Below are 23676 nucleotides of genomic sequence, written 5' to 3' on the forward strand. Positions count from 1 at the left end.
TGGCCAGTCTCGCACCCCGGCGCCGCCGCTCCATGACACACTCACGTCGGGCAGGTCTCGTGCAATAGGGTTCAATTATCCGGCAGACGCTTCACCCTCAGTTCGCCGCCTGGTCACAAACGCTGAATTGGGAACCTGATGTCTGAAGTTCGCGCACGCCCCAGTCGATCCGAGCGATTGGATGCGCTGCCGTTCACCCGGGAGCACCGCCGTGTGCTTGTGGGTTCCGGCCTGGGCTGGGCTCTGGATGCAATGGACGTTGGACTCATTTCTTTCGTTCTCGCACAATTGGCGGTGCAATGGCAAGTCTCCGACGCGGAGCTGTCCTGGATCGCATCCGCCGGGTTCGTCGGTATGGCCATAGGTGCAGTTCTCGGTGGTTTGCTGGCCGACCGTATCGGCCGACGCCAGGTTTTCGCTCTCACCCTTCTCGTTTATGGTCTCGCGACGGGAGCGTCGGCACTGTCCGAGACTGTGGCCGTACTCATTGCATGGCGATTTATCGTGGGGCTCGGTCTTGGCGGTGAGCTCCCGGTCGCTTCGACGCTCGTGAGCGAGTTCGCGCCTCCACGAATTCGCGGCCGCATCATCGTCATCCTCGAATCCTTCTGGGCCATTGGCTGGACCGTTTCCGCAGTCATCGGGTACCTGGTCGTACCGTCATCGGCCGACGGCTGGCGCTGGGCACTGGCTGTCGGAGCGGTTCCGGCCGTGTACGCGGTGGTCGTGCGCCTTCGGCTGCCGGAATCGGTTCGCTTCCTCGAGTCGCGTGGCCGCCTCTCTGAGGCGGAGTCGACCGTCCGACGTTTCGAAAAGTCCGCCGGAATCACCGCCGGACCCTATGATTCTGCGTGCCCCGCAAAGACAGGTGAGGGGCCGATCAAAACCGGTTCCCGGACACGCGTCACCGCGCTGTGGTCGCGCGGCCTGCGTCGCCGAACCGGTGCGCTGTGGCTGGTCTGGTTCTGCGTGAACTTCTCCTACTATGGCGCCTTCATCTGGCTTCCGACCATCCTGGTCGCGTCGGGATACTCGCTCGTTCGCTCCTTCGCGTACACGCTGATCATCACCGTGGCCCAACTGCCGGGTTATGCCGCTTCGGCGTACCTTATCGAGCGTTGGGGACGGCGCAGGACACTGGCCGTATTCCTTGCCGGCTCGGCACTTGCGGCGGCGTTATTCGCGGTAGCCGGCGATGCCACCCAGGTGATCGGTGCCGGCATGCTGCTTTCCTTTTTTAACCTGGGTGCGTGGGGAGCGCTCTACGCAGTGACCCCGGAGCTGTACCCGACCCGCATCCGTGCCACCGGGGCCGGCTGGGCAGCCGGCGTTGGTCGGATCGCCGCGATCCTGGCTCCGCTGGCCGTGCCGATGCTACGCGAGGTGGGCGGGACCGCACTTCTTTTCACGGTCTTCGCAATGTTTTTCGTGGTCGCTGCACTCGGCGCTCTTGGACTCCCCGAGAAACGGGGCGAGGCTCTGGAGGACTGAAACGGCAGGAACGGTTGCGCGAGACACTGGGGTATGCCCGATCTGACTTTGCACGACGGCGGCGGTCGGTTTCCGTCTCCTCCTCGGTTTTCAAGTGGTAGAGGTTGCCGAAGAACGCGTCGAACCCGTGCACGGTGGGCAGGAACTCGTTCGGTGAAGGCGATGCCCTCGTTGGCAACCCGAAATATGGATGAGATTGTTCGGCTTGGTGTTGGCCTAGTCCAACACCGCGAAACCGGGGAATCTGCAGTGTCTCGCAGAGCTCAGGGCTTCGGCGGAACCCACTTCACGAAAGCCTGCTGACACTGGCAGGCTTGAAGGATGAATAACGTGATGACGGCAGCCGTACTGACGAGATTCGGTGGCACCGAAGCATTGGAATTGCACCACGATTGGCTCCGGCCGCGGCCGCAGGACCACCAGGTGCTGGTGAAAGTAACAGCGGCTGCCGTCAACAACACAGACATTTGGACGCGCCAGGGAGCACATGGGTTGCCGGAAGATCCCACGGCGCAGGCCGGCTGGCTGGGTTCGTTTGATTTTCCGCGCATTCAGGGTGGGGATATCACCGGCATTGTCGTCGAGGTGGGTCATGGTGTGACCGAAGAACTGTCGAGTCGCCGGGTGCTCGTGGACCCGGCTATCTACGGATGCGAAAGCGAGAATGCGTCTCCGGTGGGATACCTGGGCAGCGAGGCCGATGGCGGGTTCGCGCAGTACGTCGCAGTGGATGCCACTCATGCTCATGACGTGCTGGATTCCCCGCTATCGGATGAGCAGCTGGCGTGCCTGCCTGTGGCATTCGGCACCGCGATCGGAATTCTCGAACGTGCCAACGTGCGAGGCGGCGAAACCGTGCTCGTGACGGGAGCATCCGGCGGGGTTGGACGTGGTTGCTGACATCGCCGGTGGACCGGGGGTCTCCACCATGATGCCGATGCTTCGGGACAACGGGTGCTGGGTGATCGCGGGTGCTGTGGCGGGGCCGGTGATCGACTTCGACCTCCGCCGCCTCTATCTTCACAATGTGCAGCTGATCGGATCCTCGATGCACACCCGGGTTCATTTTCATCGGCTCGTCGAGCTTGCACGCGGCGGGCAGGTCAGTCCTCAGGTCAGCAGCACGTTTGCCCTGACCGAGATCGCCGAAGCCCAAACGGAGTTCTCCGAGCGACGACACATCGGCAAGATCGTCATCCTCCCCCACTGAGACCAACTGTTGGTACCCGAGGGAAAACTCTAATTGATGCACTAATAGTGCACTATCGTGCACTTGTGGAAAAAAGTGCTGCGGAACTTGCGACCGCCATCGGTGTACGCGTCAAACACGAACGCCAACAACGTCGGTGGACTCTTGACCAGCTGGCGGAAGGAACCGGGGTGAGTCGCCGAATGCTGGTCAACATCGAGCAGGGTGCCGCGAACCCGAGCGTAGGGACACTGCTCCGGATCAGTGGCGCCCTCGGCGTGGGCCTCCCCGATCTGGTCGAACCGCCCCGATCGAAGCCGATGAAAGTCATCCGAAGGGGCAAGGGCGCGGTGCTGTGGACCGGCGCGCACGGCGGGCGCGGAGCGCTCGTCGCGGTGACTATACCGCCGAACGTCGTCGAACTGTGGGACTGGACCCTCGAAGCAGGCGATCGACATGTGAGTGAACCGCATACGGCCGGCACGAAAAAGCTCGTGCAGGTGCACATGGGAACGATCTCGATTTCGTCGGGAGAACAGACGATCACGCTCAACGATCGCGACGCGCTCTCCTTCCCCGGCGACGTAGCCCATTCCTACGTCAACGCCGGCCCGCACGCAGCACGATTCTCACTGACAGTGTTTGACCCGGGCGTCGGCTCGGCTACCCGAACGGAACGCGTTGATGCCTGAGCAGACGGCCTTGAACACGTTCCTCGACGCCGCCCGAGTCGACGATGACGTCTTTGCGTTACGGCCCGACTACCGGGCGGTGTTGGTCGCTGTCGATGGACTCGAGCCCGGCCCGAGTGATGAGGCAAGCGAGGCGCTGCTCCTCGCGGCGGAAGAGGCCGCCCGCTCCACTCTCCAGCAACAGGCTGTCGAGGAGGTTCCGCACATTGCCGCGTGGCGCCAGGCGTACCGGGCGTTCGGTGCGAAGCCGCAGCGCACCCGCAACAGTCTGGAGGCGCTCATGCGCCGCGCGGCATCCAGGCTGCCCCGTGTGAATCGACTCACGGACCTGTACAACGCAATCTCGATTCTGCACGTGGTGCCGCTCGGCGGGGAGGACCTGGCGCACTACGTCGGAGCACCACGCCTGATCCGCGCAACCGGGTCGGAACCTTTCGAGATCATGTCCGAGGGCACATCCGTGACTGAGCATCCCGACGCCGGGGAGGTCGTGTGGACCGACGCGGGCGGTGTGACGTGTCGACGCTGGAACTGGCGTCAAGCACGTCGCACCCAGCTCACCGACACCACCACCAGCGCCCTGTTCATCCTCGACGCACTCGAACCGCTCGACGACGACGCACTATTGGCAGCAGCTCGGGAGCTCGAGTGGGAGCTCACTCGTCTCGGCTCGAACGTTCAGGTCGCGCAGCGCCGGCTCGGAGCAAACGCACTGTCCGGAAATGCCTGACATGAACCAACGCAGCATCCCGATTCCCGCTTCGGCGCTTGCTGTCACGGCCATGCTGTCTGTTCAGCTCGGCTCGGCGCTCTCCGTCGACCTGATCGCGACAGTCGGTGCTGCCGGAACGGCGTGGTTGCGCCTCATGGCCGGAGCGATCATCTTCGTCGTTCTCGCCGGAGCCGCCGCACAACGGGATGCACCGCGTGTTCCCGCACCCGTGTCCCAGACAGGAGCCCCCACATGTTCACCGGACTCAACGCCTTCCCGCTGACACCCCTCTGCGACGACGTGTTCCAGCAGGATGCGTATGCACGTCTCGTGACGCAGCTGAGCACCGCCGGCGTCGACTCGATCACCGCGCTCGGCTCCACTGGTTCCCATGCCTACCTCGACCGTGAGGAGCGCCGCCTCGTCGCTGACACCGCCGTTCAGGCTGCGGAAAGCACCCCCGTGATGGTCGGCATCGGCGCGCTGCGCACCTCTCGAGTGCAAGCACTGGCCGAGGACGCCCAGAACGCGGGGGCATCCGGCGTGCTCCTTGCCCCTATGTCGTATCAGACACTCACCGAGGACGACGTGTTCGGCCTCTACGAAGACGTCACGGCGGGGCTCTCCGTTCCGCTTGTGGTGTACGACAACCCGGGCACAACCCACTTCACCTTCTCCGACGAACTGTACGCACGCATCGGGACCCTGCCGAACGTGACGTCGATCAAGATTCCAGGCCTTCCCACCGTTCCCGATGAAGCACGGGCCCGTGTCGACGCGATTCGCTCGCTCGTTCCCGAGCACGTCACCGTCGGGATCTCTGGGGACAGCGCGGCCGCGACCGGGCTCAATGCGGGATGCGAGGTTTGGTACTCGGTGATCGGCGGCACACTCCCCGCACTGGCCCTCACGATCACCCGCGCAGCACAAGCAGGAGATACCGCTGCGGCCGACGCTGAATCGCAGCGTCTGCAGCCGCTCTGGGAGATGTTCGCCGCTCACGGCAGTCTGCGAGTGACGGCCACGATCGCGGAACACCTGGGGCTCGTTCCTCCCGCCTCGCTGCCGCGCCCCATCCGCGGCCTGAAAGTGGCAGCACGCACGCGAGTCGCCCACCTCGTCGAGGATCTCGACTTACGAAACTGACGACCGTGACGATGCGCCTCGGGCTCTTCGCCGCCATCCGAACCGAACAGGTGGATGAATCTTGGACTTCAGAATCGGAGATCGCCGCGCGGCATCACCACGATGAGGAAAGTTGCGATCGGCACAAGGACAAGGGATAACAACCACCAGAGCAGTCAACCGCGTCCTTTCGACTCAGCAAGCCCTGCATTCACGAGTGTCAGCGCAAACCAGCACCCGCCGATCGTTGCCTCATTACCCAAGTCCATGCACTCATGCTCGCAGACGCCCGGCCGCGTTCGGCGATCAGACACCGGAGGGATGGGTCCGGGTGAGCGATTTTCTCATCATGAGCCCTAATGCGCACCACGCGTCAACCTCACCGGTTTTTGGGTGCCCGGGCAAGGTCCGTGAGTAGTCTCAACGCATGATTGGGTTGGGTGAGTTCGTCATCGGCTTGCTCGCTCTGATCGGCGGCGCGGAACTCGTGGTGCGCAGTGGCACCCGCCTCGCGGCTCGGTTTGGGATCTCACCGATGGTGATCGGCGTCACGGTGGTCGCGGTCGGCACCATTTCTGCCGACGATCGTCGGCGCATCCGCTCTGATGTTGATCTTCGCCGGGGATGGGCTACTCACGCGGCTCGACGGTGGAATCCTGCTACTCGTCGGCGTCGTCTACACCGTGCTCATAGTGCGTGCCGCTCGCCGTGAGGCCGCCGTCGTTCGCACCGAGTCCGCCCGCGAGTACGGCATCACGAAACGAGAGATCGCCTCCACCGCACAGCTGGTGCGCGACGTGCTCTGCTCGTCGTTCGGACCTGACAAGACAACGGGATGACCCGGTCTGTCACGCCCGACCAGCAAGCGTGTGGACAGGCCAGCGGCCGACCCGTGGGACGATGCCGTTGTGCGGATTGATGAGGCTCAGGCGCACGTTCGACGTGTCTACCGCGGCGGCTTCGTCGGTCAATTGGTTTCAGGCATACTGTGGCTGATCGCGGCGGCCGTGGCGACTTGATTGTCGCCATGCGCATCGATCGCAACGCTGTTCCTGGGTGGGATGCTGATTTTTCCCCTGACGACGCTCACGCTTCGAACCGCCGGTGGGCCAGCGGCATTGCCCAAGGGCCATCCGATGGCGGCGCTCGCGACGCAGATCGCATTCACCGTCCCTTCGGGCATGCTCGTGACCGTTGCCCTGGGACTGACCGAACCGAACCTGTTCTTCCCGGCAAGCATGATCATCGTCGGTGCGCATTATCTGCCGTTCGTTTTCCTTTACGGGATGCGTCTCTTCGCCGTGCTCGCCGGACTACTGATCCTGGTCGGAACAGTGCTTCTCCTGTGGCTACCGGTGGGCGCTCCGCCCGGCGGATGGTTCGCGGGTGCACTCCTGGTCGGTTTCGCGTATCTGCCGCGCGCGTCCTCAGAACGGCGTGGGCACCCCTGACTGGGCATCCCGGCCGGGTGGGGCGGGCGACGGTGTGGTCGACACCGAGCGGATGACCGTGGCCGGCTCACTCACGAACGTGCGCCCGGTCGGCGACGTCCACTCAAGCGTGCCGCCACCGAGGTGCAACACCCGCCACCCGGTCTCGCTCTTCAACGCATGACACGCCGGACACAGATGCGCGAGGTTGTCGTGCGCGGTCAGGCCGTCGAACTGCCAATCCAGGGAATGGTCCAGGTCGCAATGCGCCGCCGACCGGTTGCAGCCCGGAAACCGGCAGGTTTTGTCTCGCACCCGGAGGAACCGTTTCAGGTCTTCCGGGACCGCGTACCGGTCCCGGCCTACCGACAGCACCGCCCCCGTCTCCGGCCCCTGCAGGCTCAACGCTGCGAGCATCACCCGCTCGTAGGCACCGGCCACCTTCTCCGCACTGTCGTACAGGGTCAGCGACGCCATACCGTCGGGCTCGGGCTCGAAGAACATGGCCCGGTCGCGCACGGACTTCTGGTGCCGGGCCCGGATCGTCTCCGGATGCAGGCGCTCCCGGAGCAGCCGGGCCCGGTTTTTCAGCTTCGACGCCGTCACCGTGCCCGCCGACCGCAGAACCTCCGCCTCGAACGCCGCCTTGGCCTCGTCGGGAACCGACCAGGCCTGATTGATCACCACCTTCGCGTGCTGGTAACTGATCTCGCCGGCCTCGAGGGCGGCCCGGGTGGCCGGGAGCTCGCCGGCCAGGGCGCGGCTCTCCGCGATCAGGTTCTCGGCCGTGCGGCGCGGCACCCGAATCGTGCAGGCCAGTTCGGCCTCCGCGATCGCCTCGAAATGCTCCCCGAGAGCCTCTTGCTCTTCAATAAATGAGGGCTTCATGACACACACGCTACGGGCACCCACCGACATTGCCCGCGGCATCCGCCCACCTACACGCACCCTGTGGATAACCCGATCACACCCACAATGTGGAGGAAAAAGCCCTGATCATTGATCGCGACCATTCAGGCCGAGGAAGTCCCGGAGCTGCAGTGCGCCCTCGACTTTCAGTTCGGGCTCGGCGCGGTTCAGGGTGTCGGCAGTCAGAACCAGTTTCTGGTTCAAGACCATCTCGCCGTCGCGCCTCTTCAGGCGACCGATTCCGTTCTCCCGGTAACCGACCTTTCTCGACACCGCGAGGGACGCGGGATTGTCAACGAATGCCGCTGAGGTGACCTCGGCGGCGTCCAGGTGATCGAACATGAATGCGCAGAGAGTCTGACGCATGCGCGTACCGATCCCGCGGCCGTGGTGCTTCATGCCGAGCCATGAGCCCGTCTCCCCCGTTCTCGTGACGAGGTAGTCCCTGGTTGAGATGCTCTGGCAACCGACGATCTCACCGTCGAAGCGAACCGTGGTCTCGAGCGACCAGGCCGCCGGCGACATCTCGGCTCGTTGTGCCCAGTGGTATTGCATGAGTCGCAACCGGATCTCGCCCGGGGAACCTACGGTCCACGGGAAGAAGAACGGCATCTCCGTCGGCGCGTGGATGCCTGCCGCAGCGAGCGCATCGAGTTCGGGTAGGTCAGCGTCGCGAACGGGAGACAACGTAACGGGGCCGCAGGTGATTTTCAGCCCGAAAGGTGGCCACAGGTCTTCAATTGGTTTGGACAAGACTGCTCGCGACGGCGGATGTGTTTCGTGGTTCCCCATCCCGCGATGGTACCGACTCATCGCTGACTCGCGACGGCATAATTCCTTCCGCGCACGGCCGGCGGTGTCCTTATGCTTAAGTGTGTCCAAAAAACCGTTATCGTTGCTAACGATGCGTGGAGACCATTACGGTCTTCAGCCAGCCAGCGTGGTTCGCGCTGAGCCGTAACAAGCGGAATCATTAAAATCCGCATTAACACCAGAAGGAGTCCAAGGTGGCATCGAAACCCGCTGCAGACATTATTGAAAGTATCGGAGGGGCCGGAAACATCGTCGGCCTCACCCACTGTGCCACCCGGCTACGTTTCACGCTGAAGGATGCATCGGGGATTGACCAAGCGGCCGTCGAAGCGTTGCCTCTGGTTCTCGGCGCTGTTCCGCAGGCCGGCGATCGCTACCAGATCGTCGTCGGCGGATCCGTAGATACCGTATACAACGACATTATGGCGCTTCCCGCAATGAAGAAGCATGCGGGCGACCACGGCACCGGCACCGGCGATACCATCGCCGATGTGAAGGCCGCGGGACGCGCGAAGGGCCCGCGCGGAAAGTTCTCCGGGCTGGACACGTTCTTCGAGATCCTGTCCGACTCCTTCCGCCCGATCCTGGGTGCGCTGCTCGGCGCATCCCTGTTCATCACGTTCATGGCTCTGATGGCAACCCTCGGGGTCATCCCGTCGTGGAACGCACCAGGCGTCACCCTCGACCCGTCCTGGGCGTTCATCAACCTGATGTGGCAGGGCGTTTTCGTCTTCCTTCCGCTGATGGTCGCCTACAACGCCTCCAAGCGGCTCGGCGCTGACCCCTGGGTCGGCTTCGCCATCATGGCCGTCGTTATGCTCCCCGGCTTCAACGCGCTGGGACTCACCGACGGAGCAGAGACCGTCTTCGGCGGCAAGGCAGCAGTCGTGCAGATCTTCGGACTGCCTCTGACCGTTACCGACTACAGCTCGCAGGTGTTCCCGCCGCTGATCATGGCGGTCGTTCTCGGGTTGCTGACCAAGTATCTGAAGAAGATCATTCCGTCCAGCGTTCAGCTGATCTTCGTGCCGTTCTTCTGCATGCTCATCATGATCCCGCTGACCGCCTTCCTGATCGGCCCCATGGGCGTGTACGGCGGTGCCGCACTCGGTAACTTCCTCAAGTCGATCAACGACTTCTCGCCGTTCATCTTCGCTGTCGTCATCCCGCTGGCCTACCCGTTCATGGTTCCGCTCGGCCTGCACTGGCCGCTGAACGCAATCATGCTGCTCAACATCCAGTCCCTCGGCTATGACTTCATCCAGGGCCCCATGGGCGCGTGGAACTTCGCGTGCTTCGGTGCAACTGCCGGCGTGCTGTTCCTGTCCATCCGCGAAAAGGACCGTCAGATGAAGCAGACCGCAACGGGCGCGCTCGCGGCCGGCCTGCTGGGTGGTATTTCTGAACCCTCGCTCTATGGCATCCACCTTCGGTTCAAGCGCATCTACCCACGGATGCTCGTGGGCTGCCTGGTCGGCGGCGTCATCCTCGGCCTCGGCGGCGGCGTGAAGACCAGCGCATTCGTCTTCACCTCGCTGTTGACCATCCCCGCGTTCGACAACATTCCCCTGTACGCGGGCGCCATCACCGCGTCGTTCTTCACCGCGATGATCCTCGTGATCCTCTCCGGCTATAAGACGCCGGAGCAGAAGGCGGAATTCGCCGAGGCTCTGGCTGCGGAAACCGTAGCGAGCGAAGAAGCTGCAACCGACTCTGACATCGCAGCCCCGGTTGTTGCCGGTGCGTCAGGCTCAGGAACAGGCACCGGGACCGCAACCGCCACCGCCACCGCCACCGCCACCGCCACGGTCCTGGCCACGATTGGTTCGCCCATCGCCGGTATCGTCGTTCCGCTGACGGACGTGCCGGACCCTGTGTTCAGCAAGGGAATCGTCGGTCTTGGCGTGGGAATCGATCCGACCGAGGACACCGTGTACGCCCCTGGAGCAGGCAAGGTTCTCGTCGCTCAGGCGACCGGTCACGCCTTCGGGCTGCGACTCGACAGCGGTGTTGAAATGCTCATTCACGTGGGTATCGACACCGTGAACCTTGGCGGCAAGGGCTTCGAGGTCAAGGTGGCCGCGGGCGACCGCGTTGAGGCAGGCACCCCGCTGGTGACCTTCGACCGCAAGGTGATCGAGGATGCCGGCTACTCGCTGGTCACCCCGGTGCTCGTGACGAACCCCAAGAAGTTCGGATCGGTCGACCAGGCAGCGTCTGGCCATGTAGAGGTCGGAAGCCCTCTCATCACGGTCACCGCCAAATAAGACACCTCAGGTCAAAAGGTGGGCAGAGAATTTTCTGCCTACCTTTTTCCTGCCGCTCACATAACCCGGGGGTATACCATCCTCGTTCCACCGACTAGAAAACGACCGTTCATCGGCCAGAACGTCGACGGAATCGACATTCTTGTGGTCAACGAACGAGCAATTCGGCACTCAGGAGACCGCGAGCCTCATCGTGGGTTCACTGTTGGTGCGTGCGCAGGAGCGAAGGGCACGGCTCATCGGCTGCGGGTACGGAGATGGTCGTCTCCGCGCATGCGCAAGGCCACGACGAGTCCGGATGCCGCGGTCAGCGCCGCGACCACGGCGACCGCCGTAGGAATACCGAAGGCGTCGGCGAGCAGCCCGGACAGTAACGCGCCCACGGCGAAGCCTCCGTCACGCCACAACCGGTACGCACCCACCGAGCGGGCCCTCCACTCGGGGTGGGCGACGTCGCCGATCGCGGCGAGCAGTGTCGGGTAGACCATGGCGGTGCCGGCGCCGAGCAGGATGGCTGCGGTCAGCCAGACCCCGAAGCTGTCCCCGGCGGCGACCAGCCCTAAGGCGACAGCCTGCACAATCATCTCACCGACAATCAGACCTTTGCGGCCGATCCGATCGGAGAGCCCTCCGGTGATGAACTGCCCGGCTCCCCAAACCGCCGGGTAGACGGCGGCCAGGATGCCGATGCGTTCGATACTGAGTCCGGCGGCGGCGAACAGAATGGGGAAGAGCCCCCAGGCGAGGCCGTCGTAGAGGTTGTTGACCATCTCGGCCTGGCTGATCGAAGACAGCGACCGGTCCCGGAAACTGGTCAGGGTGAACACCTCGCGATTGCTGAGGGAGCCGGCGTGGGCGTGAACAGACAGGTGGTTGACGGCCTCGACTTTGGCGTGCTGATGGGTTTCGCGCACGAAGATGACCGACAGACCGAGGCCCAGAGCGATGAAAACCGCGCCGAGCAGGAACGGGCCAGGACGAAGCCCGTATTCGCCCGCGATGTAGCCGGTGGCCAGTGCCGTCGCGGCGACTCCGAGGTACCCGGCCGCCTCGTTGAAGCCCATGGCCAGGCCGCGGCGGCTCGGGCCGACGAGGTCCATTTTCATGACCACGGTGGTCGACCAGGTCAGTCCCTGGCTGATCCCGAGGATCACGTTGGCGGCGACGATCCAGCCCCAGGTCGGGCCCAGGATGAGCAGGATCGGAACGGGGATGGCGATCAGGCAGCCTGCGACCAGCACCGGCTTTCGGCCGTAGCGGTCGGAGAAGGTGCCGGCGAAATAGTTGGTGCCGGCCTTGGCGAAGCCGAAGGCGAGGATGAAGGTCAGCGCGCCCGTATAGCGGTCGAGCTGAAAGACCTCGTCCGCCAGCAGCGGCAGCACAGTGCGTTCCTGGCCGAGCGTGCCGCCGACCAGCGCGTTGACCGCGACGAGCAACAAGAACTGGGGGGAAGTTCTGCCGGAGGCCCAGGAAGATGCCGCGGCGCACGCCTTTGGGTTGGTCTGCGGCGTTCGGGGTCTGACTCATAGTCCGTTCTCCAGCGAGAGAGCCGCTACACGGGCCCGAATCATATTCCATAAAACCATGGATTATCAGATGATGCTAGTGTGAAGGGAACCGAAAGGAAAAAGATGGGCGATCGAGAAAAGAAATCGGCGCTGTTCGAGCAGTTTGCCCGCGTCGGCAAGGCGCTGGGCAGCGGCAAGCGCCTTGAGCTGGTCGACCTGATCGCCCAGGGCGAACGCACGGTGGAATCGTTGGCGAACGCGGCCGGCCTGGGTCTGACAAGCGCATCCGCCCACCTGCAAACCCTCAAACATGCGGGTCTGGTCAGCACTCGCCGGGAGGGCACCCGGATTCACTACCGACTCGCCGGGGATGACGTCGCCCGGCTCTACAGCCTGGTGCGCAGCGTCGCGCAGACCCATCTCGCAGACGTCGAATCCATCCGGATCGCCTATCTGGGTCTCGATGACTCCGAAGCGGCGGGTGACGATGCGCACGAGGAAATCACCAGGGAAGAGCTTCTCGCACGCGCGACGGCCGGGACTATCACCGTGTTGGATGTGCGGCCACGGCAGGAATACCACGCTGCGCACATTCCCGGCGCCCTCTCCATCCCCCTCGAGGAACTCAGCTATCGGCTCAGTGAACTGCCGACGGACCGCGAGGTTGTCGCCTACTGCCGCAGCAAGTACTGCGTGCTTGCCTACGAGGCCATGGCCGTGCTGCGCCGGAGCGGCCGCCGCGCAACGCGATTGAACGAGGGGATGTTGGAATGGCGACTGGCGAATCTGCCGGTGTCCGCCGAGGCGGCCGCCGGGCGCACATCCGTCGAACTACCGGCCTATCGGACTACCGGACTACCGGCCGGCGGCCGAGTGGGCTTTGGAACCGAATCAGGTAGCCGTCCGGATCGGTGACCAGGAACTGGCGCACACCGGCTTCCTCGTCGTCGACGCGATACCACTTCGTCTCGGGCGCCATGAACAGTGAAACGCCGGCCGCTCGCAAGGCCGACAGGATCGGATCGACGTCGGGCACGGCCACCTGAAAGTTCACGCCGCGACCCTGCGGCACCTCGAGGGGACCCGTGATCCAGTTCCTGCCGGCTCCCGCCCGTTCCAGCATCACGTGCGCGGATCCCCGCATGATGTAAGCGAAGCCGTCAGCGGGGCGGTCGTAGCGAATCGTGAATCCGCACAAGTCGCACCAGAACTCGATGCTGGCTTCAAGATCCCGCACCAGAAGTTCAGGCACCAACGCTGGATCTGTCCCGGAAGTCACATAGTCATGGTGTCATGCTCTGCTCACCCGCAGACCTACCGAGTCAGGGAAGTGCACTCCGGTGCGGCATCGAAGGCCTGCCCGATCGCGCTCGTGCCGTCGACAGCGGCCGCGCACCGTACGCGCGCCCCGCCGGCAGCGTGAACGAGTTCGACGGAGATTTTGCGCGAAACGGCCCAAAGCAGCCCGGAAACCGGCTCATTCCTTAAAATCTCCGTCGAATTCGTTCGACACCCGACCTGGCGCTCCGCCTGTGGCGCTCTCAGCTGGTGCCCGGGGGTTACTCCTTGGCGACCAGGGTGAGAACGTCGTAGGTGGCGACGACCTCATCGTTCTGGTTGTGCAGCACGGCGTCCCAGCAGACCTCGCCGTACTCTTCGGTCTCGCGCGGGGTGATCCGCTTGGCCGTCAGGGTGACCCGGATGCTGTCGCCGGGCGACACCGGGGTGACGAACCGCAGCTTCTCCAGCCCGGAGTTCGCGAGCACCGGCCCGGGGGCCGCATCCACGAACAACCCGGCCGCCCAGGACACCAGCAGGTAGCCGTGCGCGACGATCCCGGGGAAGAACGGGTTCGCCGCCGCCGCCTCGGGGTCCGTGTGCGCGTAGAACTTGTCGCCGGTGGCCTCGGCGAATGCCGTGATGTCGGCCAGAGTGACCACGCGCGGTCCGCCCTGGGTCTGGTCGCCCACCCGCAACTCGGCCAGGGACTTTCGGAACGGGTGGATGCCCGTTCGCACCGCGGCACCGGCGTGCCACTCCCCCGTGATGGCGGTCAGCATGTCGGGCGAGCCCTGGATAGCCGTGCGCTGCATGTGGTGCAGCACCGAACGGATGCCGCCGAGCTCCTCACTGCCGCCGGCCCGCCCGGGTCCGCCGTGCACGAGGTGCGGAACGGGCGATCCGTGGCCCGTGCTGCTGCGCGCATCGACCCGGTCAAGCATCAGTACCCGGCCGTGGTGCGCTGCGATCCCGAGCACGAGCGTACGCGCGATATCGGGGTGGTGAGTGGCCACGGTCGTCACCAGTGAGCCGCCGCCGCGCGCGGCCAGCACGATGGCGTGGTCCAGGTCGGTGTACTCGATGATGGAGGCCACCGGGCCGAAGGCTTCGATCTCGTGCACGGCCGGGCTCTCCGGGTCGTGGAAGGCCAGCAGGATGGGGGCGACGAAGGCGCCGCCCGGGTCGGTTCCGGTCGGGGCGTCCACCGAGCCCATCACGATGCGTCCGCCGCCGTCGATCAGGCGGGCGACGCTGGCGAGCACCTCGTCGCGCTGCCCGGTGCTGGCGAGGGGCCCCATGGTGACCCCCTCGGCGCGCGGGTCGCCGAGGGTGACGCGGCGGGCCATCCGTTCGGAGACGGCCGCGACGACCTGGTCGCGGCGGCCCGCCGGCACGATCAGCCGGCGGATGCTGGTGCACTTCTGACCGGCCTTGCTGGTCATCTCGGTCACTACGGAGGCGACATAGGCGTCGAACTCGGCCGTGCCGGCCGCGGCGTCCGGGCCCAGGATCGCGGCGTTGAGCGAATCGGTCTCGCTCGTGAAGCGCACGCCGCCCTCGACCACGTTCGGGTGGGACTTGAGGGTGCGGGCGGTGCCGGCCGACCCGGTGAACGCCACCAGATCGCGGTAATCGAGGTGGTCGATCAGGTCCCTAGCGCTGCCGGAGATCAGCTGCAGGGCGCCCAGGGGCAGGATGCCGGACGCCAGGATGTGACGCACGACCGCCTCGGTCAGGTACCCGGTGGGCGTCGCGGGCTTGACGATCGTCGGCACGCCGGCGATGAACGCCGGGGCCAGCTTCTCAAGCATGCCCCAGACCGGGAAGTTGAAGGCATTGATCTGGCAGGCGACTCCGGGGATGCGGGTGTAGATGTGCTGACCGCTGAAGGAGCCGTCGCGGGAGAGCGCCTCGACGTCGCCGTCGATGTAAACCTGACTGTTGGGCATCTCGCGCCGGGCCTTGGAGGACAGCGTGAACAGCACTCCGATGCCGCCGTCGATGTCGACCATCGAGTCGTAGCGGGTGGCGCCGGTGCGGGCGGAGAGCGCGTAGAGCTCCTCCTTGACCCCGCCCAGGTACTGTCCCAGCTTCTTGAGCAGGATGGCGCGCTGGTGGAAGGTCAGTTCCCCGAGCGAGGCCTGGCCGACGGTGCGGGCGTGTTCGACCACGGCGGCCAGGTCGAGCCCGTCGCTGCTGACCCGGGCGACCTCGGCCCCGGTGCTCGCGTCGAGGACACGCTGGGCGACCACGTCGGTGTCCGGGGTCCACCAGGAGTCGAGAACGTAACTGGGAACGACCGTGTCAGAGCTCGTGTCAGGGCCGGTGTCAGTGCTGGTGCCATTGCTGAGGAGTGTCATCATGCATCCTTCCAATCGAAGAAGCCGCGGCCGCTTTTGCGTCCGAGGTCACCGCGTGCGACAAGGTCGCGCAGCAGTTGCGGCGGGGCGAACCGGTCGCCGAGGGTTTCGTGCAGGTGTTCGGCGATGCCGAGGCGAACGTCGAGGCCGACGATGTCGGTCGTGCGGAGAGGCCCGACCGGATGCTTGTAGCCGAGAACCATGGCCGTGTCGATGGCCTCGGGGCTGGCCACGCCCTCCTCGACCATGCGGATCGCCTCGAGCGCGATCGCGACGCCGAGGCGGGAGCTGGCGAATCCGGGCGAGTCCCGCACCAGGATCGGCGTCTTCCCGAGCGCGGACACCCAGGCCTGGGCGAGCCGGGCGAGCTCCGGGTCGGTGCGCTCCCCCGTGACGACCTCGATCAGGGTCGAGACCGGCACCGGGTTGAAGAAGTGCAGTCCGATGAACCGGTCCGGGCGGTCCAGCGTCTCGGCCAGATCGGTGATCGACAGCGAGGAGGTGTTGGACGCCAGCCAGGCGGTGGGGGCGAGGTGCGCCTCCACCAGGCGGAGCGCCTGCGTCTTCAGCGCCACGATCTCGGGAACGGCCTCGACGACGAGGCCGGAGCCAGCGAACGCGGCGGCATCCGTTGTCACGGTCAGCCGGTCGCCGAGCTCGGCGCGGCTCGCGGTCACGCTACCGCGGCTCTGGGATTTGTCGATGGCGGTCAGGACCCGGTCGCGGGCGGCAGCAGCCGCGTCGTCTCCCTGCTCCACGACGGTGACATGGGCCCCGGCCATCAGGAACGCGTGCGCAATGCCGGCGCCCATGCGGCCTCCGCCGAGCACGCCGACCTGGTGCGGCACTGGCACGGACTGAGCGGCTTGGGCCTTTGTGGACACGGTGCTGAGCGTCATCGCTTCTTCCTCTCCAAGAATGCGGTCATTCGGGTGAATTTCTGGTCGGACTCGAACAGGCGCGCCTGGGCCTCGTTGTCGGCCACGGGATGCTCCGCGGCGGGAACATGGAAGACCTCCTTGGCCAGCTGGGTGGCCAGCGGGTCCTGCTTGGCGATCCGGTCGGCCAGCGCGTGCGCTGCCTCGAGCAGGACGTCCGACTCGTGCACCTCGGTGACCAGGTGCACCGCCAGCGCCTCGGAAGCGTTCAGGATGCGCCCGGCCAGGATGATCTCCTTGGCCACGGGTTCGCCGACCAGCGCGGCCAGCCGCCACAGCGCTCCGGCCGCCGGGATGATGCCGAGGGCCGTCTCCGGATTGCCGAGCCGGGCGGTCGTGGAGGCGATCCGGAAGTCGGCGGCGTAGGCCAGCTCGGCCCCGCCGCCGAGCGCCCAACCGTCGATGGCGGCGATCACGGGCATCGGCAGGCGGGCGATCCGGCCGAACAGGGTCGAGTTGATCCCGTTCAGGGCGTCTTCGGCCCGGCGTTCCCGCAACTGGGCGATATCGGCCCCGGAGGCGAAGACGCCGTTCGTGCCGGAGAGGATCAGGATGCGGGGTTCCTGCTCGAGGTCGGCGCAGACCAGGTGCAGCTCGTCGATCATGGTCTGGTCGATGGCGTTGCGCACGGCCGGTCGGTCAAGCTGCACGTGCACCCGGTCGGGCCGCTCGTCGACCAGCAGCGTCGTGAACTCGCGCGACATCTAGACGCGCTCCACCAGCAGGGAGGAACCTTGCCCGACGCCCACGCACATGGTGGCCACGCCGCGGTGGGCACCCTCGCGCTCCATGCGCCCCAACAGGGTGATCAGGATGCGGGACCCGGACGACCCGAGCGGGTGCCCGAGGGCGATGGCGCCGCCGTGCCGGTTGACGATTTCCGGGTCGAGGCCGAGCCGGCGGATGCAGGCCAGAGACTGGGTCGCGAACGCCTCGTTGAGTTCGACGGCGTCGACGTCACCGATGGTCAGTCCCAGGCGGTGCAGCAGCTTCTGGGTGGCGGGGACCGGGCCGAGGCCCATGGTCTCCGGGGCGACGCCGGCGCTGGCTCCGCCTACCACCCGGGCGCGGGGCGTCAGCCCCAGACGCTCGATGGCCGCCTCGCTCGCCACAACGATGGCGGAGGCCCCGTCGTTGAGGGAGCTGGCGTTGCCGGCCGTGACGATGCCGCCCGTCCGCACGACCGAGCGCAGCCCGGCGAGGCGTTCGAGCGTGGTGTCGGCTCGGGGGCCCTCGTCGATCTCGATCAGTCCGGCGCGGGTGGGAACACCCACGATCTCGGGCGTGAAGATGCCGTCACGTTGCGCCTCGAGTGCCAGCCGGTGCGAGCGGAGGGCGAACGTGTCGGCATCCGCCCGGCTGATGCCGTCGAGGGCGGCGACCTCCTCCGCCGTCTCCGACATGGAGAAGGTGGCCTTGTCGCGCGCTTTCAGGCGCGGGTTCGTGAAGCGCCAGCCGATCGAGGTGTCGACGATCTCGCCCGGCTTGGCGAACGCCTTCTCCGGCTTGGCGAGAACCCAGGGTGCGCGGGTCATCGATTCGACGCCGCCGGCGATCACGAGGTCTGCTTCGCCGGCCTTGATCATGTTGGCGGCCAGGTGCACGGCGGACAGGCCGGATGCGCAGAGCCGGTTGACCGTGATCCCCGGCACGCTGTCGGGGAGACCGGCCAGGAGCACGGCCATGCGGGCGACGTTGCGGTTGTCCTCGCCGGCCTGGTTGGCGGCGCCGAGGATGACCTCGTCAACGAGGGCGGGATCCAGCCCGGACCGGGACACGACCGAGGCAAGCACGATGGCGGCCAGGTCGTCGGGGCGGATGCCGGCCAGCACCCCGCCGTATCGGCCGATAGGAGTTCGAACACCATCAACTAGGAATGCTTCGGGCATGGCTTCATCACCTTTGATCGCCGCGTTTACTAACTGACCGTTCGTTTTGTAAAAGAATGTCATAGAAAGTCCCCTCAGGGCAACAGGGGAGGCCGCCACGCCGCCTCCCCCACATCTGCCGGACTGAGGCAGACTGGGTGCGTGAACGCAACGCCCAGCACCGTCCCCTCCGCTCCCGGCACCGGTCGCCGCCCCGCCGTCCGTTTTGGCCTCCGGCTCAATCTGATGCGCCCGGATCGGTCCGACCTGGCGGATCGGGTCACCTACATCGAGCTGTTCTTCGACCTGATCTTTGTGTTCGCGTTGACCCAGCTGTCGCGCCATCTCTACGAGAACCAGTCCTGGCAGGGAACCGCCGAGTCCGTCATCCTGGTGCTCGCCCTGTGGTGGATCTGGGTGCACACCACCTGGGTGACCAACCTGCTCGATCCGGCCCGCCTGCCTGTGCGCGGGGTCGTGATCGGCCTCTCCCTGGTCGGGCTGGTGGTGAGCGTCTCGATCCACGAATCATTCGGCGACCGGGGATTCCTCTTCGCCGTGGCCTACGTCACCCTGCAGCTGGGCCGAACGGCCTTCATGGCGCTCGCCCTCGCGCTCCACGATCGCGCCCTCTACCGCGCCTTCGTGCGGATCTTCCTCTGGCTCGCCGTGGCCGGGCTCTTCTGGATTCTCGGCGGCCTGCTCCCGGCCGACTACCGGTTGCTGCTCTGGGCCACCGCACTCGGGATCGAGTTCGTTTCCGCGACGCTCGGTTTCCCGGTGCCGGGCCTCGGCCGGGCCACTCCCGGCGACGGCGAGCTCTCCGGTCCGCACATCGCGGAGCGCAGCGCCCTGTTCGTCATCATCGCACTCGGCGAATCATTTCTGGTGACGGGCTTCGCCTTCGTCGATCAGGACGTGTCGGTGCCGGGTGTGCTCGGCCTGCTGCTGGCCTTCGTGAGTGGAGCGGCCATGTGGTGGCTGTACTTCGACCACAGCGAGTACGCGGGCAGCAAAGCCCTCGCCGATGCCGCCGACCCCGGCCGGCTCGCCCGGCTCGCGTATACCTATGTACATGCGATGCTCATCGCCGGCGTTGTTCTGAGCTCGGTCGGCGTTAAGGAGATCCTGGCGCATCCGGATGACCCGGTCATTTTTTCGACGGCCGTCGCCATCACCGGCGGGCCTCTGCTGTACCTGCTGGGGCTGGCGTTGTTCCGATTCGTCGTGGCCCGGGAGGTGCTGATCTCCCATGTCACGGGAATCGCACTGCTGCTGCTGGCGCTGCCCCTCGCCTTCGCCCTCTCGCCGCTCGCGTTAGGAGCGCTGGGAGCGTTCATGCTGACGACCGTCGCCTGCTGGGGGACCATCGTGCGCGTGCGGAACGGCACCGCCGAGAAGGAGGCCGGCTAGCCGAAACTGGGCGGCTTCAAGTGATCGAACCCCGGTCAGAAGAAGCCGTCGGGGGTGCCTGCAGCCTTCTCGACCGCCTCGGTGCCGATACCCGCGGCGGCGAGCTGGGCCATCGCGACGCGCAGGCCGGATTCCATCTGGGCGGCCCAGACCTCGGTCTCGCGGCTGGCGGCGTCGGCGGCATCCGCTCGGGCGATAGCCTTTTCCTTCTCGGCGCGTTCGCTGCGCACCTGCTGGATGCTCAGGGTGATGCCGTAATAGGCGGCCACCATCGAGGCGACGGGCGTGGCGAATACGGCCAGGGCGTTGATGCTCTCGCTCGACACCCCCACCAAAAGCATCACGATGAAGGCCACGGCGAGGGCTATGATTCCGACCAGGACGACCAGCGCGGTGCGCTGGCCGGACGTGGTCGTGAGGTGCGCTACGCGCCTGGGCGCGGGCTGGGCCTCGGTCGTCTGAGGCTCTTCAAGGGGCTCGAGCGTCTCGGTCTGATCGGACAGGGGCATCGACCGGGTGGGCGTGCTGGTCGAGGAGAAATCAGTCATGGTGAGGGCTCCGTCGTCAGAGTGCATCGGGGGGAAGCGGTGGGGTCATTGTCTGCTGCCGATTCGGCGCGGTCAAGGCGGGCATCCGGGTCTTCGTTGAGAAAGACCCGTTTGTAGCTTCGCCCGTCGGGGAGTTCGACGGTTCGGCCGGCGAGCTTGCCGCGGCTCAGCTTCAGGTAGATCGCCTGGGCGGTGACCCCCAGCTGCGCAGCTGCCTCGGACACGGACAGCCCGGGCAGATCGGTGGGCACGGCGCTGGGACGTGCGGACCGCTTGCGTCCGGCCGCCTGCCGGGCGGCGATCTCCGCATCGGTGCCGCTCCAGCGCCACTTCGCGGCGGCCGGTTTCAAACCGGCGGCGTCGGCGATCTCGTCCCAGTCCGCTCCCCCGCTGAGGGCGTCGCGCACACCTACCAGGGTGGCTGGGTCGGCGTCGAGCTCGAAGAGCAGGGAACGGATGGCCCGCAACCGCTCGAGCGGCGCCGAGCCCGGGGCCGTGTCGAGGGTCACCAGGCGCGACAGGGCAACCCGGGTGGATGGTGCGAGAAAGTAGCCCATGGCGTCTCTGGGGGACTCAGACCCGGTGCAGGGACGACGGGAGGTGTGCCTCCGGGCCGGCTTCGCCGCCGATTGCCGCGGCGAGGCGTTCGCGGGCACGGGCGAGGTGTTCGTCGAGCAACTCGGCGGCCGCGGCGCCATCGCCCTCCCCGATCAGCTCGAGCAGGCGCTGGTGTTCGGCCTGGATCAACGCGGTGTCGAGCAGGTTCAGCGACTGCACCCGCACCATGCAGAGGCGTACCTCGCTAACCAGGGAACGGTACATCCTGCTGATCCGCTCGTTGCCGACGGCGTCGATCAGACTGGTGTGGAAACGCATATCGGGTTCCACGACGTCGAGGGCGGAGCCGCCAGCCACGGCCGCGATGTCGAGGTTGGCCTGCACGGCCTCCTCGGGGACGGTGCAGCTGAGGGCCAGGCGGCGCAGCACCTCGCTTTCGAGGTAGGCGCGGGCCTGGTAGATGTCGCGCACGGAGTCCGGTCCGAGCTCGGCGACGCGGGCGCTCTTGTGCGCCCCGCGCACCAGCAGTCCCTCAGCGACGAGTTTCTCGATCGCCGCCTTCGCCGTGGGGCGGGCGACGTCGTAGCTCGCGGCCATATCGGTCTCAGTCAGGGCCGCGGCGGAGGTCAATTCCCCTTCAAGGATTCGGGTTCGCAGGTCGTTCGCGATGGCATCCACGATCGACGTTGCCGTTACGCGCGCTGTCACGGGGCCTGCCTTTCCTAAATTGTGTTCTCATCTTGACAGACAAAAACACAATTTATATTGACTTACTTGCATACTTGCTATACAACTGATGAAGTGTCACGACGGCGTGACCACGACCTCAGTGTGGAGACCCAATCTTTCAACAGATACTCGATCCGATTCTTGGATCCCTCGTCCTGTCGGCCATCTGCGCCGCATTGCCGCTGATTCTCCTGTTCGTCCTTCTCGGCGTGTTCCGGGTCAAGGCGCACAAGGCGGCGCTGGTCAGCCTGCTCCTCTCGGTCGTGCTCGCCGTCGTCGGCTGGCAGATGCCGGTCGGCCAAGCGCTGAGCGCCACGGCCGCCGGCCTCTTCTACGGCCTCTTCCCGATTCTCTGGATTCTGGTCAACGCGTTGTGGATCTACAAGCTCACCGTGGCCACCCCCTGGTTCGAGGTGCTGGGCCGCACCATCCGCTCCATCTCCAACGACCTGCGTATCCTGGCCATCCTGATCGCCTTCTGCTTCGGCGCACTACTCGAGTCCCTCGCCGGATTCGGCGCCCCGGTTGCCATTTCCGCCGCCATGCTGATGGCCGCGGGCATGAAGCCCCTCAAATCCGCCATGGTGTCGCTGCTGGCAAACACGGCCCCGGTGGCGTTCGGTGCCATGGCCGCCCCGATCATCGCCCTCAACGGCGTCACCGGCCTGCCGATCCAGGACCTCGCGTCGATGGCCGGCCGCCAGACGCCGTTCATCGCCGTGATCGTTCCGCTGATCCTCGTCTTCATCGTCGACGGCAAGCGCGGCGTCAAGCAGACCTGGCCGGTGGCCGTGGTCGCCGGACTCGTCTTCGGACTGGCCCAGTTCGTCACCGCCAACTTCTTCGCCGTCGAGCTGACGGATGTCGTGGCCGCCGTCGCCACCGTGGCCGCCGTCCTGGTCATGCTGCGCTTCTGGCAGCCGGCCGAATCCATGGGACTGAACGACGACGTCGAACTGTCCGGTGCCGAGAACCTGGTGAGCACGACCGTGGGCGCCGCGGTCCCCGCATCCGCCATGCGTAGCACCCCCACCACCGCGCTCAAGTCGGCGCGACGCTCTGCCGACAGCCCTGACCTGAACGACAACACCCGCCCGGAACCGCGCCAGGTGTGGAAGGCCATCGCCCCGTACCTGATCATCATGGGCATCTTCTCGATCGCGCAGATCCCGGCCATCAAGGCCTGGCTCAGCGTCGTGGGCAGCGTCACCTTCGCCTGGCCCGGACTGAACGTGACCGACGCCGCCGGCGACCCGGTTCCGGCCACGATGTTCAAGCTCGACCACTTCAAGGCCACCGGCACCCTGCTGCTTTTCTCCGGCCTGCTCACCATGGCGCTCTACAAGGTCTCGTTCCGCCAGGGCCTCAAGATCTACGGCGACACCCTCGTGCAGCTGCGCTGGACCATCGTCACCGTTACCACCGTGCTCGCCCTCTCATTCGTGATGAACCTGTCCGGCCAGACCGCCTCCCTCGGCGCCTACCTGGCCACCGCCGGCGTATTCTTCGCCGTGATCTCCCCCCTGATCGGATGGATCGGCGTGGCCCTGACCGGTTCCGACACCTCGTCCAACGCGCTCTTCGGGCAGCTGCAGGTCACCGCCGCCAACGCGACCGGCCTGTCGCCTGTGCTGATGGCCGCCGCCAACTCGTCGGCCGGTGTGCTCGGCAAGATGCTCTCGCTGCAGAACCTGGCCGTGGCGGCCGCCGCCGTCGGCCTGGTGGGTGCGGAGAGCCTGCTCTTCCGCAAGCTCGTCGGGTGGAGCCTGGGGCTCCTCGTGCTGATCACGGTCCTGATCGTGCTGCAGTCCACCCCGGTCCTCGGCTGGATGGTGCCGTAATGGC

24 protein-coding genes and 1 pseudogene are annotated in these 23676 nt (G+C 66.0%); 14 read left to right on the top strand and 11 right to left on the bottom strand.

Annotation, left to right across the window (positions count from 1 at the left end; genetic code table 11):
* Positions 1–138 precede the first annotated feature (138 nt).
* The 10 genes from CXY81_RS11665 (at position 139) to CXY81_RS11710 (ending at position 6660) form a co-directional block, all read left to right on the top strand.
* The gene (locus CXY81_RS11665) at positions 139–1491 is read left to right on the top strand and encodes an MFS transporter (protein WP_104194922.1); all 1353 of its coding nucleotides are present in this window, start codon (positions 139–141) and stop codon (positions 1489–1491) included.
* A gap of 321 nt (positions 1492–1812) precedes the next feature.
* Positions 1813–2391 carry an alcohol dehydrogenase catalytic domain-containing protein gene (locus tag CXY81_RS16700; protein ID WP_199183057.1) on the top strand — a complete coding sequence of 193 codons (579 nt, stop codon included), beginning with the start codon at positions 1813–1815 and terminating at the stop codon, positions 2389–2391.
* Positions 2381–2701: a zinc-binding dehydrogenase gene (locus CXY81_RS16705; protein WP_199183058.1), complete on the top strand. Its 321-nt coding sequence runs from the start codon at positions 2381–2383 to the stop codon at positions 2699–2701. The genes CXY81_RS16700 and CXY81_RS16705 overlap by 11 nt, the downstream gene beginning before the upstream one ends.
* Positions 2702–2766: 65 nt before the next feature.
* On the top strand, positions 2767–3372 hold the full coding sequence (locus tag CXY81_RS11680) for a helix-turn-helix domain-containing protein (RefSeq protein WP_199183059.1): 606 nt from the start codon (positions 2767–2769) through the stop codon (positions 3370–3372).
* Positions 3365–4102: a B3/4 domain-containing protein gene (locus CXY81_RS11685; RefSeq protein WP_104194924.1), complete on the top strand. Its 738-nt coding sequence runs from the start codon at positions 3365–3367 to the stop codon at positions 4100–4102. Before CXY81_RS11680 ends, CXY81_RS11685 begins: the two co-directional genes overlap by 8 nt.
* The gene (locus tag CXY81_RS17050; RefSeq protein WP_233194142.1) at positions 4095–4367 is read left to right on the top strand and encodes a hypothetical protein; all 273 of its coding nucleotides are present in this window, start codon (positions 4095–4097) and stop codon (positions 4365–4367) included. The genes CXY81_RS11685 and CXY81_RS17050 overlap by 8 nt, the downstream gene beginning before the upstream one ends.
* Positions 4337–5230: a dihydrodipicolinate synthase family protein gene (locus tag CXY81_RS11695; RefSeq protein ID WP_104194925.1), complete on the top strand. Its 894-nt coding sequence runs from the start codon at positions 4337–4339 to the stop codon at positions 5228–5230. The genes CXY81_RS17050 and CXY81_RS11695 overlap by 31 nt, the downstream gene beginning before the upstream one ends.
* 406 nt (positions 5231–5636) lie before the next feature.
* A complete protein-coding gene (locus CXY81_RS17540) occupies positions 5637–5921 on the top strand; it encodes a hypothetical protein (protein WP_146067684.1) in 285 nt (94 codons plus the stop codon).
* Positions 5815–6048, top strand: coding sequence for a hypothetical protein (locus CXY81_RS16710; RefSeq protein ID WP_104169709.1), 234 nt, complete (start codon positions 5815–5817; stop codon positions 6046–6048). Before CXY81_RS17540 ends, CXY81_RS16710 begins: the two co-directional genes overlap by 107 nt.
* A gap of 222 nt (positions 6049–6270) precedes the next feature.
* A complete protein-coding gene (locus CXY81_RS11710) occupies positions 6271–6660 on the top strand; it encodes a hypothetical protein (RefSeq protein ID WP_104194926.1) in 390 nt (129 codons plus the stop codon).
* Here CXY81_RS11710 and CXY81_RS11715 read toward each other — a convergent pair.
* Entirely contained in the window at positions 6637–7527 is an 891-nt protein-coding gene (locus CXY81_RS11715) for an HNH endonuclease signature motif containing protein (RefSeq protein WP_158252056.1), read from the bottom strand. The genes CXY81_RS11710 and CXY81_RS11715 overlap by 24 nt on opposite strands.
* A gap of 108 nt (positions 7528–7635) precedes the next feature.
* Entirely contained in the window at positions 7636–8235 is a 600-nt protein-coding gene (locus tag CXY81_RS11720) for a GNAT family N-acetyltransferase (protein WP_198411931.1), read from the bottom strand.
* A gap of 320 nt (positions 8236–8555) precedes the next feature.
* Between CXY81_RS11720 and CXY81_RS11725 the strand changes: the two genes are divergently transcribed.
* Positions 8556–10628, top strand: coding sequence for a glucose PTS transporter subunit IIA (locus tag CXY81_RS11725; protein ID WP_104194928.1), 2073 nt, complete (start codon positions 8556–8558; stop codon positions 10626–10628).
* 236 nt (positions 10629–10864) lie between these two features.
* On the opposite strand, the pseudogene CXY81_RS11730 reads toward CXY81_RS11725, so the two are convergent.
* Positions 10865–12155: pseudogene (locus CXY81_RS11730) on the bottom strand (MFS transporter).
* Between the two features lie 104 nt (positions 12156–12259).
* Between CXY81_RS11730 and CXY81_RS11735 the strand changes: the two are divergent.
* Positions 12260–13051 (top strand): metalloregulator ArsR/SmtB family transcription factor, encoded by a 792-nt coding sequence (locus tag CXY81_RS11735; RefSeq protein ID WP_104194930.1) that lies wholly within the window; start codon positions 12260–12262, stop codon positions 13049–13051.
* On the opposite strand, the gene CXY81_RS11740 is transcribed toward CXY81_RS11735, so the two are convergent.
* The 5 genes from CXY81_RS11740 to CXY81_RS16720 all read right to left on the bottom strand — a co-directional run bounded on the left by CXY81_RS11740 (position 12984) and on the right by CXY81_RS16720 (position 18604).
* Complete coding sequence (locus CXY81_RS11740; protein ID WP_198411932.1) at positions 12984–13388, bottom strand: VOC family protein; 405 nt, start codon at positions 13386–13388, stop codon at positions 12984–12986. The two genes, CXY81_RS11735 and CXY81_RS11740, sit on opposite strands and share 68 nt — an antisense overlap.
* A 307-nt stretch (positions 13389–13695) precedes the next feature.
* Positions 13696–15777: a phenylacetic acid degradation bifunctional protein PaaZ gene (gene paaZ, locus CXY81_RS11745; RefSeq protein WP_104194932.1), complete on the bottom strand. Its 2082-nt coding sequence runs from the start codon at positions 15775–15777 to the stop codon at positions 13696–13698.
* The gene (locus tag CXY81_RS11750; RefSeq protein ID WP_104194933.1) at positions 15777–16676 is read right to left on the bottom strand and encodes a 3-hydroxyacyl-CoA dehydrogenase family protein; all 900 of its coding nucleotides are present in this window, start codon (positions 16674–16676) and stop codon (positions 15777–15779) included. The genes paaZ and CXY81_RS11750 overlap by 1 nt, the downstream gene beginning before the upstream one ends.
* Positions 16673–17419 carry an enoyl-CoA hydratase/isomerase family protein gene (locus CXY81_RS16715; RefSeq protein ID WP_104103479.1) on the bottom strand — a complete coding sequence of 249 codons (747 nt, stop codon included), beginning with the start codon at positions 17417–17419 and terminating at the stop codon, positions 16673–16675. The genes CXY81_RS11750 and CXY81_RS16715 overlap by 4 nt, the downstream gene beginning before the upstream one ends.
* Positions 17420–18604, bottom strand: a complete 1185-nt coding sequence (locus tag CXY81_RS16720; protein ID WP_174843647.1) for an acetyl-CoA C-acyltransferase — start codon at positions 18602–18604, stop codon at positions 17420–17422. It abuts the gene before it with no gap.
* A 141-nt stretch (positions 18605–18745) separates the two neighbouring features.
* Here CXY81_RS16720 and CXY81_RS11760 point away from each other — a divergent pair, with 141 nt between their 5' ends.
* On the top strand, positions 18746–19996 hold the full coding sequence (locus CXY81_RS11760; protein ID WP_104194934.1) for a low temperature requirement protein A: 1251 nt from the start codon (positions 18746–18748) through the stop codon (positions 19994–19996).
* Positions 19997–20031: 35 nt separating this feature from the next.
* On the opposite strand, the gene CXY81_RS11765 is transcribed toward CXY81_RS11760, so the two are convergent.
* From CXY81_RS11765 to CXY81_RS11775, 3 genes are read right to left on the bottom strand one after another with little or no spacing between them, the layout of a single operon-like run.
* On the bottom strand, positions 20032–20544 hold the full coding sequence (locus tag CXY81_RS11765) for a hypothetical protein (protein ID WP_104194935.1): 513 nt from the start codon (positions 20542–20544) through the stop codon (positions 20032–20034).
* Positions 20541–21101, bottom strand: a complete 561-nt coding sequence (locus tag CXY81_RS11770) for a hypothetical protein (protein ID WP_104194936.1) — start codon at positions 21099–21101, stop codon at positions 20541–20543. The genes CXY81_RS11765 and CXY81_RS11770 overlap by 4 nt, the downstream gene beginning before the upstream one ends.
* 16 nt (positions 21102–21117) lie before the next feature.
* On the bottom strand, positions 21118–21810 hold the full coding sequence (locus CXY81_RS11775; RefSeq protein ID WP_104169621.1) for a GntR family transcriptional regulator: 693 nt from the start codon (positions 21808–21810) through the stop codon (positions 21118–21120).
* Positions 21811–21944: 134 nt separating this feature from the next.
* Here CXY81_RS11775 and CXY81_RS11780 point away from each other — a divergent pair, with 134 nt between their 5' ends.
* On the top strand, positions 21945–23672 hold the full coding sequence (locus CXY81_RS11780) for an L-lactate permease (protein WP_104194937.1): 1728 nt from the start codon (positions 21945–21947) through the stop codon (positions 23670–23672).
* Positions 23673–23676: the final 4 nt, after the last annotated feature.

Origin of the sequence: Cryobacterium sp. M25 (assembly GCF_002929635.1) — a bacterium.
Taxonomy (GTDB): domain Bacteria; phylum Actinomycetota; class Actinomycetes; order Actinomycetales; family Microbacteriaceae; genus Cryobacterium; species Cryobacterium sandaracinum.

What these genes read in the sequence shown, in the direction of transcription:
- CXY81_RS11665 (WP_104194922.1), top strand. Translation starts at nt 139, where the DNA reads ATGTCTGAAGTTCGCGCACGCCCCAGTCGATCCGAGCGATTGGATGCG.
- CXY81_RS16700 (WP_199183057.1), top strand. Translation starts at nt 1,813, where the DNA reads ATGAATAACGTGATGACGGCAGCCGTACTGACGAGATTCGGTGGCACC.
- CXY81_RS11685 (WP_104194924.1), top strand. Translation starts at nt 3,365, where the DNA reads ATGCCTGAGCAGACGGCCTTGAACACGTTCCTCGACGCCGCCCGAGTC.
- CXY81_RS17050 (WP_233194142.1), top strand. Translation starts at nt 4,095, where the DNA reads ATGCCTGACATGAACCAACGCAGCATCCCGATTCCCGCTTCGGCGCTT.
- CXY81_RS11695 (WP_104194925.1), top strand. Translation starts at nt 4,337, where the DNA reads ATGTTCACCGGACTCAACGCCTTCCCGCTGACACCCCTCTGCGACGAC.
- CXY81_RS17540 (WP_146067684.1), top strand. Translation starts at nt 5,637, where the DNA reads ATGATTGGGTTGGGTGAGTTCGTCATCGGCTTGCTCGCTCTGATCGGC.
- CXY81_RS16710 (WP_104169709.1), top strand. Translation starts at nt 5,815, where the DNA reads ATGTTGATCTTCGCCGGGGATGGGCTACTCACGCGGCTCGACGGTGGA.
- CXY81_RS11710 (WP_104194926.1), top strand. Translation starts at nt 6,271, where the DNA reads ATGCTGATTTTTCCCCTGACGACGCTCACGCTTCGAACCGCCGGTGGG.
- CXY81_RS11715 (WP_158252056.1), bottom strand. Translation starts at nt 7,527, where the DNA reads ATGAAGCCCTCATTTATTGAAGAGCAAGAGGCTCTCGGGGAGCATTTC.
- CXY81_RS11735 (WP_104194930.1), top strand. Translation starts at nt 12,260, where the DNA reads ATGGGCGATCGAGAAAAGAAATCGGCGCTGTTCGAGCAGTTTGCCCGC.
- paaZ (WP_104194932.1), bottom strand. Translation starts at nt 15,777, where the DNA reads ATGACACTCCTCAGCAATGGCACCAGCACTGACACCGGCCCTGACACG.
- CXY81_RS11750 (WP_104194933.1), bottom strand. Translation starts at nt 16,676, where the DNA reads ATGACGCTCAGCACCGTGTCCACAAAGGCCCAAGCCGCTCAGTCCGTG.
- CXY81_RS16715 (WP_104103479.1), bottom strand. Translation starts at nt 17,419, where the DNA reads ATGTCGCGCGAGTTCACGACGCTGCTGGTCGACGAGCGGCCCGACCGG.
- CXY81_RS16720 (WP_174843647.1), bottom strand. Translation starts at nt 18,604, where the DNA reads ATGCCCGAAGCATTCCTAGTTGATGGTGTTCGAACTCCTATCGGCCGA.
- CXY81_RS11765 (WP_104194935.1), bottom strand. Translation starts at nt 20,544, where the DNA reads ATGACTGATTTCTCCTCGACCAGCACGCCCACCCGGTCGATGCCCCTG.
- CXY81_RS11770 (WP_104194936.1), bottom strand. Translation starts at nt 21,101, where the DNA reads ATGGGCTACTTTCTCGCACCATCCACCCGGGTTGCCCTGTCGCGCCTG.